General features: G+C 37.1%; 17 protein-coding genes and 1 pseudogene. 3 read left to right on the top strand and 15 right to left on the bottom strand.

Annotation, left to right across the window (positions count from 1 at the left end; all coding sequences use genetic code 11):
* Positions 1-155: 155 nt before the first annotated feature.
* Positions 156-437: pseudogene (locus tag QNH29_RS14270) on the bottom strand (contact-dependent growth inhibition system immunity protein); the annotation flags it as partial.
* A gap of 306 nt (positions 438-743) precedes the next feature.
* Between QNH29_RS14270 and QNH29_RS14265 the strand changes: the two are divergent.
* A complete protein-coding gene (locus QNH29_RS14265; RefSeq protein WP_283865409.1) occupies positions 744-956 on the top strand; it encodes a hypothetical protein in 213 nt (70 codons plus the stop codon).
* A gap of 325 nt (positions 957-1,281) precedes the next feature.
* Here QNH29_RS14265 and QNH29_RS14260 read toward each other — a convergent pair whose 3' ends face one another.
* The 12 genes from QNH29_RS14260 to QNH29_RS14205 all read right to left on the bottom strand — a co-directional run bounded on the left by QNH29_RS14260 (position 1,282) and on the right by QNH29_RS14205 (position 9,779).
* Positions 1,282-1,482: a cold-shock protein gene (locus tag QNH29_RS14260; RefSeq protein WP_027322891.1), complete on the bottom strand. Its 201-nt coding sequence runs from the start codon at positions 1,480-1,482 to the stop codon at positions 1,282-1,284.
* Between the two features lie 405 nt (positions 1,483-1,887).
* Positions 1,888-3,261 carry a dipeptidase gene (locus QNH29_RS14255; RefSeq protein ID WP_283865408.1) on the bottom strand — a complete coding sequence of 458 codons (1,374 nt, stop codon included), beginning with the start codon at positions 3,259-3,261 and terminating at the stop codon, positions 1,888-1,890.
* Between the two features lie 240 nt (positions 3,262-3,501).
* Positions 3,502-3,831, bottom strand: coding sequence for a hydrolase (locus QNH29_RS14250; protein WP_283865407.1), 330 nt, complete (start codon positions 3,829-3,831; stop codon positions 3,502-3,504).
* Between the two features lie 289 nt (positions 3,832-4,120).
* Positions 4,121-4,489, bottom strand: a complete 369-nt coding sequence (locus QNH29_RS14245; RefSeq protein WP_283865406.1) for a hypothetical protein — start codon at positions 4,487-4,489, stop codon at positions 4,121-4,123.
* Between the two features lie 226 nt (positions 4,490-4,715).
* Positions 4,716-5,063, bottom strand: a complete 348-nt coding sequence (locus QNH29_RS14240) for a hydrolase (protein ID WP_283865405.1) — start codon at positions 5,061-5,063, stop codon at positions 4,716-4,718.
* 11 nt (positions 5,064-5,074) lie between these two features.
* Positions 5,075-5,227 (bottom strand): hypothetical protein, encoded by a 153-nt coding sequence (locus QNH29_RS14235; protein ID WP_283865404.1) that lies wholly within the window; start codon positions 5,225-5,227, stop codon positions 5,075-5,077.
* Positions 5,218-5,787 (bottom strand): thermonuclease family protein, encoded by a 570-nt coding sequence (locus QNH29_RS14230; protein WP_283865403.1) that lies wholly within the window; start codon positions 5,785-5,787, stop codon positions 5,218-5,220. Before QNH29_RS14230 ends, QNH29_RS14235 begins: the two co-directional genes overlap by 10 nt.
* 19 nt (positions 5,788-5,806) lie before the next feature.
* Complete coding sequence (locus QNH29_RS14225; RefSeq protein ID WP_283865402.1) at positions 5,807-6,232, bottom strand: hypothetical protein; 426 nt, start codon at positions 6,230-6,232, stop codon at positions 5,807-5,809.
* Between the two features lie 84 nt (positions 6,233-6,316).
* Positions 6,317-7,300, bottom strand: coding sequence for a DnaB helicase C-terminal domain-containing protein (locus tag QNH29_RS14220; protein ID WP_283865401.1), 984 nt, complete (start codon positions 7,298-7,300; stop codon positions 6,317-6,319).
* Between the two features lie 14 nt (positions 7,301-7,314).
* Complete coding sequence (locus QNH29_RS14215) at positions 7,315-7,554, bottom strand: DnaB-like helicase N-terminal domain-containing protein (protein WP_283865400.1); 240 nt, start codon at positions 7,552-7,554, stop codon at positions 7,315-7,317.
* Positions 7,554-8,486 (bottom strand): DnaD domain-containing protein, encoded by a 933-nt coding sequence (locus QNH29_RS14210; protein ID WP_283865399.1) that lies wholly within the window; start codon positions 8,484-8,486, stop codon positions 7,554-7,556. Before QNH29_RS14210 ends, QNH29_RS14215 begins: the two co-directional genes overlap by 1 nt.
* A 339-nt stretch (positions 8,487-8,825) precedes the next feature.
* Complete coding sequence (locus tag QNH29_RS14205; RefSeq protein ID WP_283865398.1) at positions 8,826-9,779, bottom strand: hypothetical protein; 954 nt, start codon at positions 9,777-9,779, stop codon at positions 8,826-8,828.
* 125 nt (positions 9,780-9,904) lie between these two features.
* On the opposite strand from QNH29_RS14205, the gene QNH29_RS14200 reads away from it, so the two are divergent.
* Positions 9,905-11,212: a M20/M25/M40 family metallo-hydrolase gene (locus QNH29_RS14200; RefSeq protein WP_283865397.1), complete on the top strand. Its 1,308-nt coding sequence runs from the start codon at positions 9,905-9,907 to the stop codon at positions 11,210-11,212.
* A 227-nt stretch (positions 11,213-11,439) separates the two neighbouring features.
* On the top strand, positions 11,440-11,937 hold the full coding sequence (locus tag QNH29_RS14195) for a P-loop nucleotide/nucleoside kinase family protein (protein ID WP_283865396.1): 498 nt from the start codon (positions 11,440-11,442) through the stop codon (positions 11,935-11,937).
* Between the two features lie 338 nt (positions 11,938-12,275).
* On the opposite strand, the gene QNH29_RS14190 is transcribed toward QNH29_RS14195, so the two are convergent.
* Together QNH29_RS14190 and QNH29_RS14185 are read right to left on the bottom strand one after the other, a co-directional pair.
* Positions 12,276-12,929 carry a vWA domain-containing protein gene (locus QNH29_RS14190; RefSeq protein WP_283865395.1) on the bottom strand — a complete coding sequence of 218 codons (654 nt, stop codon included), beginning with the start codon at positions 12,927-12,929 and terminating at the stop codon, positions 12,276-12,278.
* A gap of 82 nt (positions 12,930-13,011) precedes the next feature.
* On the bottom strand, positions 13,012-13,992 hold the full coding sequence (locus QNH29_RS14185; RefSeq protein ID WP_283865394.1) for a macro domain-containing protein: 981 nt from the start codon (positions 13,990-13,992) through the stop codon (positions 13,012-13,014).
* Between the last annotated feature and the right edge of the window lie 249 nt (positions 13,993-14,241).

The following is a 14,241-nucleotide window of genomic DNA, read 5'->3' as shown; positions in this document are numbered from 1 at the left end:
AATATCCTCAAAAAGAGTATGCTCAAAAATAGGTATATTATTTAGTTTAATAACAGGAGTCACTAAGCATGGGCTTTTCTTTTTGGCCTTTCCCTCCCTCATCTTTTTCTCAAATACATCATAACAAGAGAAGAATGTTGTTATACGTAATTTGCTTATTTGTAGTCTTTGATAAGGGGTGTAATTATTTTTATTGTTGATTTTACTAAAGAAATTATTTCATTTAGTTCAAATAATAAATCTTCATTCTCATTCCAGAAGCCCTTATCGACTTTGAAGACCTGTTCAAGTAAGTCTCCCATAAATAAATCCCCTTCGATAAAAGGATTTGTTACAAGTGTTTCAAGTGCTAATGGAACCAGATATTTTAAACCGACTTTTTGTCTAATCATTATTCTTAAATCTTCAATCGTAAAATCTTTTAATTTCTTTTTCCTTAATTCCTGATACTAAGTATTAAATTAGATTGAAAATCCGACTCTCTCCATATTGAATCTTCTAATTCTTCTAATGATTTATTTTTATCAAAATTCACCTTTATAACCACCTCTTTTATGGTTGTTTTAACATCTCTTATTGAACAGAAATCCATCCTAGCAATACATTGGTTCAACACAAATAAGCGTTAATCCTCCTTGGATTAACGCCACCGTTAGGTGAATAAGAAAATTCGAGAAAATTATTGGTATTCAAAGGAAAAAACCTACTTAATGTCGAAAATAATAGATAAAGGGGATGACCCAATGAATAAAGTTGGTTTATTAAAAAATCTAAAGAATGCCAGTCGAGGTAATTTTTTTTCAACAGAGATTCCTAAGGCTACAAAAGAAGATGAAAAAAAGATTGAAGAATGGGTTGGAGAATTAGAAAGTGAAGGAAAAATCAAGTTAAGAGAATGTGTAAAGCGAGAATACTCAGTATATTTACATGGAATAATTAAGTATGCATCCGAATAATCGGGTGCTTTTTATTGGGGTGAAATCCAAGTGGATACCGAATTCTTAAACCAATCAACTTCGTTAAAAAAAATGAATGCCGCAGCAGCCAATCCTTTTAAATTCAAGACACGCTTAATTGAATTACCCCAAGATTGACAATTTTAGCCACTCTAAGATGTTTATTCAAAGGAAATTAGGAGGATTCGTTATTATGTGATACACTTAGTTTACCATTTGATTTACTGTTTACATGTGCCCTACTCATTCGTGAGTAGGGTTCCTTGCTTTTATTATAAATAAAAAACAGACTCCAAAAGGAGCCTGCTTGAGTTTGGTTTTATTATTAAGCTTTACGCACGTTAGCTGCTTGAGCTCCACGTTGACCTTGCTCAACGTCAAAAGTAACTGCTTGACCTTCGTCTAAAGATTTGAAACCTTCGCCTTGGATAGCTGAGAAATGAACGAATACGTCTTCTCCGCCTTCACGCTCGATAAATCCGAAACCTTTTTCTGCGTTAAACCATTTTACTTTACCTTGTTCCATTTTGTTTCCTCCTGCTGTGTGCTTTGCACACAATGTGTTACTATCCTTGCACTCAGTGATCATCAAGACGAAAAGTTACTCTTAGACTATCCTTTACACCGAACAAAAATAATTCTTCTAAAGTTTAACATTTTTCATAAGTATTTGCAAGAAGAAATAAACACAACCATTTTTGCCACTACTGATTTTTTAAATCTGGTTTTCGATTCTTATGTTGTTCTTATCCAAGAAAAGCCACCCTTACAATTTTGAGTGCATATTTTTATAGATCTTAGGGTGATTCTAAGCACAAATAGCTTTACATCAATAAAAAATGAGTGACAAATTAGCATTCAATTTGTCACTCATTTAATTTGCAATATTTGTGATAGGTAATGGAACCCGTTAGGCTATGGCGTTCCTCTTTTACCTATCTATTGAGATTAATTCTAAAAACGAACAGATCGTTAAGATCCCTTTATCAAAGTTTTCTAAATTAAAATGTTCATTCGGGGCATGGAGATTTTCATCCGGTAAGCCGAATCCCATTAAGACAACAGGAGTATTTAGAGTATGGTTGAAATCCGATACAATCGGAATGGAACCCCCTTCTCTTTTATAAACAGGTGATGCACCATAAACCTTTTCATAGGCTTCAGCCGCTTTTTGAATCATCGGATCATCGATTGGTGTTAAGAATGGATTACCTGTATCTTGAAGGGTCACTTTTACTGTGCATCCTTTTGGTGCTTTTTCTTCTAAATGCTTTTTAATTAATCCTTGGATTTTTTCTGGATTTTGATTATTGACAAGACGGCAGGTGATTTTGGCATGTGCCTCATTGGGAATGACGGTTTTTGTACCTTCCCCCTGAAATCCGCCCCATATGCCGTTTAACTCTAATGTCGGCCGCGAGTTGATTTTCTCAGGGTATGGATAATTATTTTCCCCGCCTGTTAGTTCCGTTAAGCCCAACTGTTTCTTTAGTTTTTCTTCATCAAAGCCCAGTGCTTTAATTTGTTCCTTCTCAAATTCTGTCAATTCTATAACATCATCGTAGAATCCTTCAACATTTACCTTTCCGTTTGCATCATGAAGAGTAGAAAGCAGCTGCACTAACAAATGGTTCGCATTCTGAACTCCGCCGCCGAACATGCCGGAATGCAAATCTGTATTAGCTGTTTTAAGTGAAAACTCGAGAGCTGCCAGACCTCTTAATGAATATGTAATCGCAGGAACTCCTCGATCCCACATATCCGAATCGGAAATAATCACCACATCGCAAGATAGTTTTTCTTTATTTTCAGATAAAAACTGTGGAAGATTAGGACTTCCGATTTCTTCTTCACCTTCGATGCAAAATTTAAGGTTAACCGGTAATTTACCTTCTACATTCATGAGGCTTTCTACAGCTTTTATATGTAAGAACGTCTGCCCTTTGTCGTCTGTAGCCCCTCTGGCGTAGATCTTTTCATCGCGAATGTCTGGTTCAAACGGAGGGGTCTCCCATAAGTTAATGGGGTCAACGGGCTGAACGTCATAATGACCGTATACTAATACAGTCGGCGCATTTTCCTGATGAAGCCAGTCTGCATAAATAATCGGATGACCCTTTGTTTGTACGATTTCAACGTGTTCCATTCCAATGCTCTCTAACTTATTGGCGATCCAAGAAGCTGTTTTTTGAATGTCCTCTTTATGCTCAGACAAGGAACTTATACTTGGAATACGTAGTAATTCTTTTAATTCCTCAACACTTTGATTATGTTGCTTGGATACAAATTCGGATAATTGACTCATGTTCTCACCTATTCTTTTTTAGTTTCTATTCTATTTTACACCAAATGAAGAAGAAAATAGAAAAACAGCCTAAAAAAAGGGAGAGAGTTTTTTTTGAATTGTTAATTTAAATAAAGCTATATGATTCAAAAAACGCAGTCAGTTTCCCAAGCCGTGGAACTGACTGCGTTTTCTGCTTTTTGTAAGTAAATTGTAAATTACCATTTAGCCATTTATTATTTTTCGCCTGATTTTTTTAGATTAACTTTTGTGCTGAATATCCTCGTTTAAAATTCCCATGTTTCTAATATGTGAACGGGTTTTTTCATCCCCTAAGTCATAAAGCATTGTATAGATCCATAGCATTCGCTGGTCATCTTCCCTATTTTGATGTTGATAACCAAGATAAGGAATGTGCGATCGAAAATAACTTTCCCAATCTGTTTCATCATTTCGATTAATAAGTCGTTTAAGGAAATTTACTTCAGATTCTGTAGCTTCAATTTTATAATCCCACTTTCCATCGTAAGGTCCTGTAAAAATTTCATTAGATTGAATATTGATATAGTAACTTTGTTTTTGTCCATCCATTCGATCATCTCCTATCTTTATGGATGTTTACCACAACTCTTAATGGTTTAAACATTTTTCAAACTTCAAAGTTACCCTAAATGGTAAGAATCGTTAAATCATTTATCTGCGATTCCCTAATTAGTTGCTTATTTATATTAGCACCAGAAAAAAAGTAAAACCTTGTCATGATGTTTATGACAAGGTTTCATTTTAAAAAATGATTCAACATTTGTAAGTGTTTGTTTGTAGGAAGACTATGGGGCAGTTAAGAATTTAGTATAGTATTGAGGAATCTCAGTGGAGAGGTTTAATGATTTTTTAGTTTATAAATTTCTCTAGAATGCTCTGAAATCATTTGATCATAATATTCGAGGTCATGTTTTGATGCCATTTTAACCTTTATTTCTTTAACTTCCTCAAAGACGGAATCTAGTTTATTTTCAATAGAGATCACTTTTCCGTTTAATTCGGTAACTTTTTCATTTGTTTGAGTAATTCTTTCGTCCATTTCAGCAATTCTGCCGTCCATTTCGGTCATTTTCCCGTTCATTTTACTAATCTTTTCGTCCATTTCAGTAATTTTTACATTTGATCCTGCAACAGCATGAATTAATTGATGCAATAAATCACCCTGTCGTTTTTGTTCGGCTAAAATCATATTTAGCGTTTTTTCCACATTTCCTCACCTCTTTCTTATATGTTAATATTATAGCAGATTTATGTTGATGATTGTCGATAAAGGGATTAACATGAATTCTCCAACCATTGATCATGCAGCTCGACAAAAATCCCCTTCTTAAATAGAAAGGGATACTGTCTTTTTTATGACAAAGGGACGATTGAATATTTCGTATGAACTTCTTTTGAGTCCCTTGACTATTTTTCCGCCAAATTTATCGAAGTTAAAAACTTTTGTGCTCTATATATGCAGGATCTTCATTTAGAATTCCCATTTTTCTAATATGTGAACGGGTTTTTTCATCACCTAAGTAAAAAAGCATGGTATAAATTAATTCCATTCGCTTGTCATATTCCCTATTTTGAGGCTGATGATGATATTCAAGATAGGGAATATGTGAGCGAAAATAACTTTCCCAGTCTGTTTCATCATTGTTTTCAAAAAGTCGTTCAAGGGCATTCACTTGCGATTCTGTCGCTTCAATTTTGAAATTCCACTCTCCCTCGTAAGGATCTCTGAAAATATCATGAGATTGAATATTGACATAGTAGCTTTGTTTTTGTCCGTCCATTCTATCATCTCCTATTCTTGTTGATTATTTACCACAACATTCAATGTTTTAAACATTTTCATTTCCTTGTGTACCGTAACAATGGTACGAACCGTCATTTTAAAAAAGGTGCCAGGCACCACTGAACGGTATCTGGCATCTTTCTTTTGTATTCCTACAAACATCCATTAAATCCCCAGTTCGTTACAAAGTTCAAACTGCTCCAGATGTTGATTTTTTGCCTTTTTGCTAGATTTTCCTCCTTTCTATATGTTTCTAGGTATTTATAGGGCGGATGGATGATATAAGCCACCCGTGCATATCCTTCTCTTAGCAGCGTTTCTTGAATTGATTCTCCATCAACATAAACATAGGCTAATAATCGTCCATAGGAATCTCTTATGTTACCTTTTTCGAACTCCAATGTTACCTTCCCGCTTTTTACAAGCTCGCTATTCCGTAAGAATGCCTCCTTTGCATACAGTTGAACACATGTTTTTGAACTTTTTGACTCTGGTGTATCAATTAATAAATAGCGCACGGATTCTATTTTTCCATTAACCCATACTTTGATGGTATCGCCATCGATAATCTCCACTACAGTGGCGGGTACTTCACTACCTTGATCTTCGCTCACCGGAAGGCGGAGCTCTTGCCCGTTTTCTCCTTTCTCTGATGGTACTGAATACAATGCTATGCAGGCAGCAGCAGCCATCATGGCTATACTTCCCATTCGTTTTCTCATATCCCCTCCCTCCACTTATTCATCTTTCCCGTGTATAATAGCCCGCAATTGCAGGAAATTGCTCTATTTCTTTTCTCATATCCCGAAATGAAATGACTTCATTCCCTCTGTAAAAATCGAAATCTAGTGAATATTGATGACAGTTTAATGGAGGTTTAAAAAATGTTCTGTGATAGAACTGGATGGCATCTTTTAGGTTAGGTGCAAAGATAAACACAAAATCCGCTGTGTTCATTTTCATTGAGTAGACATTCATTTCACCAATACCTAATAAATTTTTCACAACCAATTCATTTACTTTGTGAATGTCTCCTGTTACTGATTGTATTTTGGAAACGTCGTCGTTTAATGAGAGTTTCTTCTCTTCTAGTAAATGGTAGAGGTAATGGGCTACAAAGGAATATTCATATTGTATCGTGTCTAGGAAAAGATCTTTCACTAACATTTTTAACACCTCTTCATCAAATTTTTTTAGTTCTCAGGGTTTTTCTTACGTATCTGTTGGTTAGTTAAAGGGAAACTTACCCTCCTATAGGTCCTCAATTCTTCCCGTTTTAGTCGTGTAATTTACAATCACAGTTCCAACTGGACCGTTTCGATTTTTCGAGACAATAATTTCAAGGGAATTATCGTCCGTTTGCTTGTTATAATACTTATCCCGGTATAAGAACAAAATGACATCGGCGTCCTGTTCCACACTTCCAGATTCTCGAATATCAGACATCATTGGCCGTTTACAGGCTCTTGATTCGACTGATCGATTGAGCTGTGCCAAACAAATGACAGGGCAATCAAATTCCTTCGCCATTGTTTTAAGAGATTTGGAGATCTCTGTTACTTGTGAATGAGAATTTCCCCCGAAGGATTGACTCGATTGAATAAGGGTTAAGTAATCAATAAAAAGAATCGGTTTTCTTTTTGGAAATTGATTCATCATCTTTCTCGTTTTCGCTCTCATTTCGGCAATGGTTTGTCCCGCTCCATCAAAAATTTGCATATGGGTTTCACCGAGGCTCCCGATCACATCCGACCATACATTCTTTTGATTTTCATTGAGCATTCTTTTCGGATCTCGCATTTTTACCCGGTTAAAGTTTCCCGTTGACGCCATTAATCTCGAGGTAATCAGCTTTTCGGGCATTTCTAAGGAAAAGACGAGCGGTAAAAAACCTGCCCAACCTGCTATTTTTGCAAAATGAAGCATCACATCCGTTTTTCCCATCGATGGTCTAGCGGCTATAATCGTGACTTCCCCGCCTCGAAAGCCTCCCGTTACTTCGTCAAGCTTTTTAATTCCCGTTGGAGTACAACGTAACGATAATGGATCTTCCCAGGGCGCTTCATAGATATCTGCCAACGCCTGTTGCAGGGATGTGTGATCCTCCATTTTTATGTGGTTAATCTTATCCAATTCTGTCATGACTTTCGTAATCTCCCAATCATACATCGCAGCCAATGATAAGATATTTCTTTTTTCCCGTTCCTTCCACAAATCGAGAATCAGCTTTTCCACGGAATCGAATTTTTCTAGATTTCCATACGATAACAGCTCCGAAAGGTATGAAATTCCGCCAAATGATTCGAGGTCAGGCTGCGTTGTGAGGTGATTAAATCGATATTCTTTCCTTTCTGGGTTAACTCCAGCATTCTTTGCATGATTGCTTTATGTCTTGTACTTTCAAGCTGTTCAGGCCGAATTACGGTATCCTTTAGTAAGTACTCTGCCTTCATTAGCGTTCCTAAGAACGACTTTTCCACCATACTCATTACTCATCACCATCCGTTAGATCGAGAACAAAATCACGTGGAATGTATCTTCCCATTGAAGGGGTTTGCGCTGCATGCCGATTGTTTGCTAGATGGTTCTCCTGGTACGAATCGATATCTTCTACGGTAAGCAGCGATTCATTTTCCCAGTTTTTGAGGATCCCAACCACATAGCTTAGCCTTCGCTTGTTATTGGCACACGCAATGTTCATGGCTTTTATAATCATCTCTTTCGGCTGTAAAAAGTCAGAATCATCCAGCCAGGATAGAAGCTGCTCTTTACCATTGACATTGCTAAAGCCAAATCCATTGCCGTCCCAAAACTCAATAATTTCTTGTACGTCCTTTGTTTTTTGGTTATTCGGCAAGTTTTTTATGTTATTCTCCAGCTCCGTGGTAAACGATAGCGGTTGTTTTTCCTGTACAGAATTCGAAACGGTTGTATGATCATCAAGTTCTTCTATTACCAGTTCCATCGTAGATTCATCTTGATCTCCCATCTCTTTTTCCTGATCACAAAATGATTCATACAAAACACGAATTTCCTGTTTTTGAATGCCGATGGAAATATAGGGAAGCAATGTGGTGTCCTCCACTTCTTTTATTTCGGCTAGAATACAATCGATTACTGGTTTTCCTGCTTTATGCAGGTTGTACTTTCCCCAGTTTCTAATGGCAATTTCTCTTGTTTGAGGATTGTAGCGAATTAATTCATGATGTTCGATAAAGCGTTCCATGATGGAGTGAACACTTTCTAAGGAATAACCTAAATCAAACGCCATTTGTTTTTTGGTAATCTTATAGATTCCAATTTGAGTGGTATATGTATTGGTAAGCAGATAGAGGTAAAAATACTTATCCTCGGGGGTCATCTCTTCTTGAGCTGTCGGATTGCTCCAAAAATCAGTACGAACCATTCGATATTTTGCCATTCTTCCATCACAAACCTTTCTACTAATAAAATTGCTTTCACCGTTTATATATGGAAGTAAGGACAAAAAGGACATGGTGGTTACTATAAAAATGTGAATAATTTATGACATGATTTCTGTGGAGTTCTATTTTTGGGTTTTACTCTATATAGGGGGAAAGAACTTGTTGTTGTTTTGTTTTTCTTTTTTATTTTCTTTTTCTTTTTGTCCACGTATCGTTGAAAATTTGTGTACGTATCGTTTATCTTTGTATTTAGAATTCTTTCATCTTCCTGAATGCATACAAAAAAGAGCTCCCACTAACAGTGAGAACCCTAAATGGTTTTAGAGGAACCATTTCTAATAAGGTAAATAATCCTCCACTCGACATAGAATACAAGTCGAAAACGCTTCTGCCAACTTAATCGCTGCTATATGCCTTCGTGTATCTGGATGTAGGATGGTTGTCGTTTCAATAATATGCTCCCAGTAAGGAACGTCTCTTGAGAGGCGGCGGATAATTTGACGGAAATAATCATCGCTTACCTCTTGCCCACTTCCATTCGAAGCCATTTCTTGTAACTCACTATAAGTCCTAAAACCTTTTGCCGTTACGATTCCATATAAGGTATAAAAAGCTTTAGGATTTAACGAGATGGGTTTAAATTCTTGAAAAATTATTTCCATTCCTTGATCAGAACTTTTTAACAGCACTTGTTTTTTATCAGGTTTAAAGTTAATAAATTCGTATTCTCCAATCTTTTCTTCTCTTCCATTTTCAATTTTTCGGTAAAACATTCGATCAAAGATCCCTTCCTCTAGGACAAGAATCTCATTTTTATAGCGCTCGATTCTGTCAATCTCCAGTTCTGTATAAACATTATCCTCGATAAAATTAATCTCCTGTATCGCTTCTTTTGCTATCTTAATGCCGCAATTTACAAGAAACATGTTCGCGAGCACTCTTTGAGTATCCGTTAATTCTTCATCTATGGAGCCATCCAATGCCCGTTCAAAAAAGGAAACGGCTCTCGTATATTCCTTGTTTCGATTATATAGATAGCCCATACGATAATTAGCAACAGGATGATCTTGCTGATATTGCAGCGCCTTGCTTAAATATCTTCTGGCTAAATTCGGGTCAGGCTTATCAGCCATTTTAAAGTACTCACCTTGGGAAACGTATAATTTCACCAACTTCTTCGTTATTTCCTTCTCAAAACTTTTATCCCTATTTTTCCGAGCCCCGTCCAGTAATTCTTTTAATCTAGATTCTTCTTTTTTTGGATGGAAATCATCAGCAATATAGCTCATCTTCCTATCACCTCTTCATGAAAAGTTCCCTTTTTACTTGTCAAATTCCTGCTTTTTCTTGCTGTGACAGCCAGTCACAACTGCCTTGATATACTTCGTTTATAACATAAAAGGAGCTGATTGGTATGAAAAACAAAGAAATTTTATTGGCAAGACACGGATTGGAAAAAGAGGATATGAAGAAGTTCATTCAAGGAGATTTATGTAATGCTGGTAAACTACTAATAGGTACAGGAAAATGGTTTAATGCAGTCGGTGTCCAGCTAACGGATGAGGATTTTATTGCCTGCCTGCAAGAAACTGCCCAAACCATTGATTCCCCTGGACGCGGGATGCTGATTGACCCTGTCCTCGGAGATTTGCCTATTACCGATTTCGATCCTTATATCCGCGGCGTTATCCGCTGGATGAACGAAATGGGTATTTATACGTATGGCAGCTGCGACGGCCATGGCAGAGGAGAAGCAAGGATTTACCTAAAGAAGTTTCCGAATGGCAAACAGCTGGAATTATTGAAAGCAGCTGTACCTCCAAGTCTTCGTTTAAGAATGGAAGGCAAAATTATCAGAGTTTCCTATCCAAAGAACAGTCAGCCTCAGTTACTTGATTTTGCTGAAAACCTCTACCAAGTCTGGAAAAAACCAAGTTTTCTACATGAGCTTCAGGCAAATCATTTTAAAAGTTTGCTCATAGAGTGCTTGACTATTCCAGGTGTAAGTACTGATGAAAGTAGATTTCGTTCAAGGATGCGAAACAAATTATCCCCGCTTCTTGATCACACGTTTATTGACCGGAAAGGCAATCTTCTCGGGTTTGTACAACTTGGAGACGGTCCTACTGTTCTTCTCTCCGCTCATCTAGATACCGTTAAAGAAATCGTGGAAGGAAGAGAAATTATAGAAGATAACTCTATTCTTAGAAGCTCAGAAGGGATTCTTGGAGCCGATGACCGAGCTGGAGTTGCAGCTATTCTTGAAATCCTTTCTAGAGTGAAAAAGACCAATTTTAGAGGAACCCTAAAAGTAGCTTTTACCGTTGAAGAAGAAATTGGTTGCCAAGGATCTCGAGCAATCGACCAGGATTTTCTTGAAGATGTTGATGCTGCCATTGTGATTGATCGCCGTGGAAATCGAGATATTGTTACGTCGTGGAGTTACTACGTACCATTTTGTCCAGAAGAATATGGCAGATTATTTGAGAAAGCAGGTAAATTGGCTGGAATGGACGATTGGAAAGTCACTCCAGGCGGGATTAGTGATGCCATGGTGTTTGCGGAGTTCGGAATCCCTTCCGTCAATCTGTCAGCCGGTTACCAAAATGAACACAAAGAAACCGAAACAGTCGATTACAAGTCGACATTTGTAACGGTTTTGTTAGTAGAATCGGTGTTGCATCATCAATTAATCAAACCAAATACCCCTGCTTATTTATAGCAGTTCCTATTCACAGTTTTCTGCGCTTTTTGCTTTACAATAAGAGATTACGGTTAACGGGGAAGTTTTTAAAGAAGGATTATAAGTGAAATTGGTAGAATAAGTAAACTGTATATAAACATTACTGTATATAAACATTAACGTCTTACTATTAATTTGAGGCAATGTCTATGGGAACTAACGATGTATAAAGTTTAAACTAAAATAAACGCGGAGGATTAAAAAATATGAAACAATTGGGAACGCTATACTTTTTCTGTGGAAAAATGGGAGCTGGAAAATCAACTAAATCAAAAAAATTGGCGATAGAAAAACATGCGGTACTTTTGTCAGAGGATGAATGGCTTTCATCCCTTTATCCCAATCAGATTGCATCCTTTGAGGACTATCTAAAATTCTCAGCGCAGCTCAAGCCGTTGGTGAAAAAGCATGTCCAAAACATATTAAGTGTCGGTACAGATGTAGTGATGGATTTTCCAGCGAACACTCAAAAACTGCGAAAGTGGTTTTTAAATATGGCGTCAGAGATCAACGCAGGCCATCAACTAATTTTCCTTAATCTAAATAACGAGCAATGCTTACGTCAAATTGCACAAAGGCGTAACGAACAACCTGAAAGAGCAGCTTTTGACACGGAAGCGGTGTTTATTCATGTTACTAAATTTTTTGAAGCACCAGAGGAATCTGAGGGTTTAAATATTTTAGTGTTTAGCGGAAATGAATAACTAAACCGGGGCTTTCGTTTAACCAACACTTTCATTCATTCTGGAATAGCTTAGTTCCGAACGGAGCTGGGCTATTTTATTTTCCCTAAACGAAATGCACCGCAAAATAGGGTGCAAATTAACTCCATTAAACTTTACTTATTTAGCTCCTAATACCAAATTAATGCCAGAAACACCCCAAAGCCTTCGTATTCATGGTTCCTCTCGTTTTCGTAATTATTATAACACCGTCGAAACTTCTTTTAAAAAATATGGACTTCCAGTGGAAGCCCAAAACACTTTATTCACGTATATATTAGACAGTGGATGGTGCAGTTATTTTTCTTTCATATTTTTTTCTACTGATTTCTTTTTCTACGGTTGTAATCCTGTTCAATTCCCTGTTTCCAGGTGCGATCGAGTTTCTTTTCTTTTCGAAAGTTCATGACTGCCTCATTTAAGACTTGGTAGTTTAATTGAGTTCCTTCCTTGTCAGCATGATATTCTACGGCAAAATCTTCATCAATACCAAATTTGGCTGCTGTAGAAATCGCATCTATATTCGCACCTAGAAACATGAATTCCCAACCATACTGCTCTTTTTGATGTAGAATCATTTGTTTAACTTTACTGGCAGTAAATTCGCGGCTTGCATTTTCCATTCCGTCGGTTGTAATGACAAACAGGACCTTCTCTGCTCGCTGTTCTTCTATTGTTTTCTTTTGGACGTTTCCTATTTTTTGGATAGCAAAGCCAATCGCATCCAATAATGCGGTAGTCCCTCCTACTTCATAATCCTTATCGGATATCGGAGTAATCCCTTTTATATTGATTCGGTCATGTAATAATTTATATTCGTGGTTAAATAATACGGTGGTGACGATCGCCTCGCCATCTCCAGCTTGCTGTTTCTTCAAAATCGAATTGTAACCGCCAATTGTATCTCCTTCAAGACCTGCCATTGAACCACTCTTATCCAATATAAAAACTAGCTCCGTTAAATCTTTTTTCATCTCATAATCCTCCGTTTATTTTATTTATAAACTTAGGATACCAAGAGCGAGTTTTCATTTGGTCACTTGGAAAGCGACATTTTTAAGCACCTAACAATGGTTGGTCAAACGTAAACAATGCTTCATTAATTTCGTGAATATTAAAGCTACCTTCATTTATAAAATATTCAATGATGACATCAAATTTGTTGCTCCGGGATAGGGTGTAGCCAGCTGCAGAAAGCAAGTTATTCGTTTCATCCACGTTTAGCTTTAAGGAAATCGCAAATGCAATCACGGTTTTCTTTTTGGGAGTATAGCCTTCTTCATTCCGAATCTTAGAAAACAACCGGCGGTCAATATTGGCACGCTTATATGTCTCAACATCGGTCATTCCCTTTTCATCAATAAATCTGAGAAGTCGCTCGGAAAACGATTCTTCTAAATCATTGATTACTTCCATTAATGACTGATTTAGTATGGGCTCGGCTTCCAAATGATATTTAAATACTTCATTTTCTTCAATCCTTCGGTTGAAGGTTATTTCTGCTTCCTCGATATAATGGTCATCTATGTATTCATTAATGGAAGTAAAGAGCTTTTGACTTAAACCGAACGATTTTTTATCAAATACGACAAGATACACATGCATGTCAGCTTTCATTAAAAATTGGCTGATCGTGGAAACCGCAATTTGCAATGCTTCTTCTTTTGGATAGCCATAAATTCCGGTAGAAATGAGTGGAAAGGCAATCGATTCACATTCGTGCTGCTTCGCAAGTTCCAATGAATTTTTATAGGAATCTTTTAACAACTCGGCTTCCCGTCGAGACCCGCCCTCCCAAATCGGACCTGGCGTATGGATGATATAGCTGGCAGGAAGATTAAATCCTTTAGTGAGTACCGCTTGGCCAACCGGGCAATGCCCTATTTTATCACATGCCTGTTGAAGCTCATCCCTGCCTGCTGCTTTAAATATAGCGCCACACACTCCTCCACCCATTTTCAACTGCGGATTGGCTGCGTTAACGATCGCATCTACTTTCATTTTGGTTATATCATTTCGGACGATTTCAAGTGGCATGATGGATACCCCTTCCCTTACCTTTTCTTTCATGATAGCGAATGAATGAACATTGGGAAAGTGAGGAGTGGAACAAAATTTTGAGAACTTAAATGACACCGCTGTAGAGCATTTACGGTGCCAGTAATGAAGTATTCTGTAAATATTCTATTCCCCTGCTTTTTTTGAGAAATTAATAGGCGGAGATTTTCTGCCTAATGTATATAGAGGAAGCCTACGTAGGAGAAATAAGCGGAGAAATTCCGCTTA

The organism is Neobacillus sp. DY30 (genome assembly GCF_030123065.1).
Taxonomy (GTDB): domain Bacteria; phylum Bacillota; class Bacilli; order Bacillales; family Cytobacillaceae; genus Neobacillus.
The sequence above is the reverse complement of the archived record's forward strand: the minus strand, read 5'-3'. Positions and strand labels throughout refer to the sequence as shown.

Bases quoted from the DNA above. Each gene is read 5' to 3' on its own strand.
- QNH29_RS14265 (WP_283865409.1), top strand. From the start codon at position 744: ATGAATAAAGTTGGTTTATTAAAAAATCTAAAGAATGCCAGTCGAGGT.
- QNH29_RS14260 (WP_027322891.1), bottom strand. From the start codon at position 1,482: ATGGAACAAGGTAAAGTAAAATGGTTTAACGCAGAAAAAGGTTTCGGA.
- QNH29_RS14255 (WP_283865408.1), bottom strand. From the start codon at position 3,261: ATGAGTCAATTATCCGAATTTGTATCCAAGCAACATAATCAAAGTGTT.
- QNH29_RS14250 (WP_283865407.1), bottom strand. From the start codon at position 3,831: ATGGATGGACAAAAACAAAGTTACTATATCAATATTCAATCTAATGAA.
- QNH29_RS14240 (WP_283865405.1), bottom strand. From the start codon at position 5,063: ATGGACGGACAAAAACAAAGCTACTATGTCAATATTCAATCTCATGAT.
- QNH29_RS14235 (WP_283865404.1), bottom strand. From the start codon at position 5,227: ATGTTTGTAGGAATACAAAAGAAAGATGCCAGATACCGTTCAGTGGTG.
- QNH29_RS14230 (WP_283865403.1), bottom strand. From the start codon at position 5,787: ATGAGAAAACGAATGGGAAGTATAGCCATGATGGCTGCTGCTGCCTGC.
- QNH29_RS14225 (WP_283865402.1), bottom strand. From the start codon at position 6,232: ATGTTAGTGAAAGATCTTTTCCTAGACACGATACAATATGAATATTCC.
- QNH29_RS14215 (WP_283865400.1), bottom strand. From the start codon at position 7,554: ATGAGTATGGTGGAAAAGTCGTTCTTAGGAACGCTAATGAAGGCAGAG.
- QNH29_RS14210 (WP_283865399.1), bottom strand. From the start codon at position 8,486: ATGGCAAAATATCGAATGGTTCGTACTGATTTTTGGAGCAATCCGACA.
- QNH29_RS14205 (WP_283865398.1), bottom strand. From the start codon at position 9,779: ATGAGCTATATTGCTGATGATTTCCATCCAAAAAAAGAAGAATCTAGA.
- QNH29_RS14200 (WP_283865397.1), top strand. From the start codon at position 9,905: ATGAAAAACAAAGAAATTTTATTGGCAAGACACGGATTGGAAAAAGAG.
- QNH29_RS14195 (WP_283865396.1), top strand. From the start codon at position 11,440: ATGAAACAATTGGGAACGCTATACTTTTTCTGTGGAAAAATGGGAGCT.
- QNH29_RS14190 (WP_283865395.1), bottom strand. From the start codon at position 12,929: ATGAAAAAAGATTTAACGGAGCTAGTTTTTATATTGGATAAGAGTGGT.
- QNH29_RS14185 (WP_283865394.1), bottom strand. From the start codon at position 13,992: ATGCCACTTGAAATCGTCCGAAATGATATAACCAAAATGAAAGTAGAT.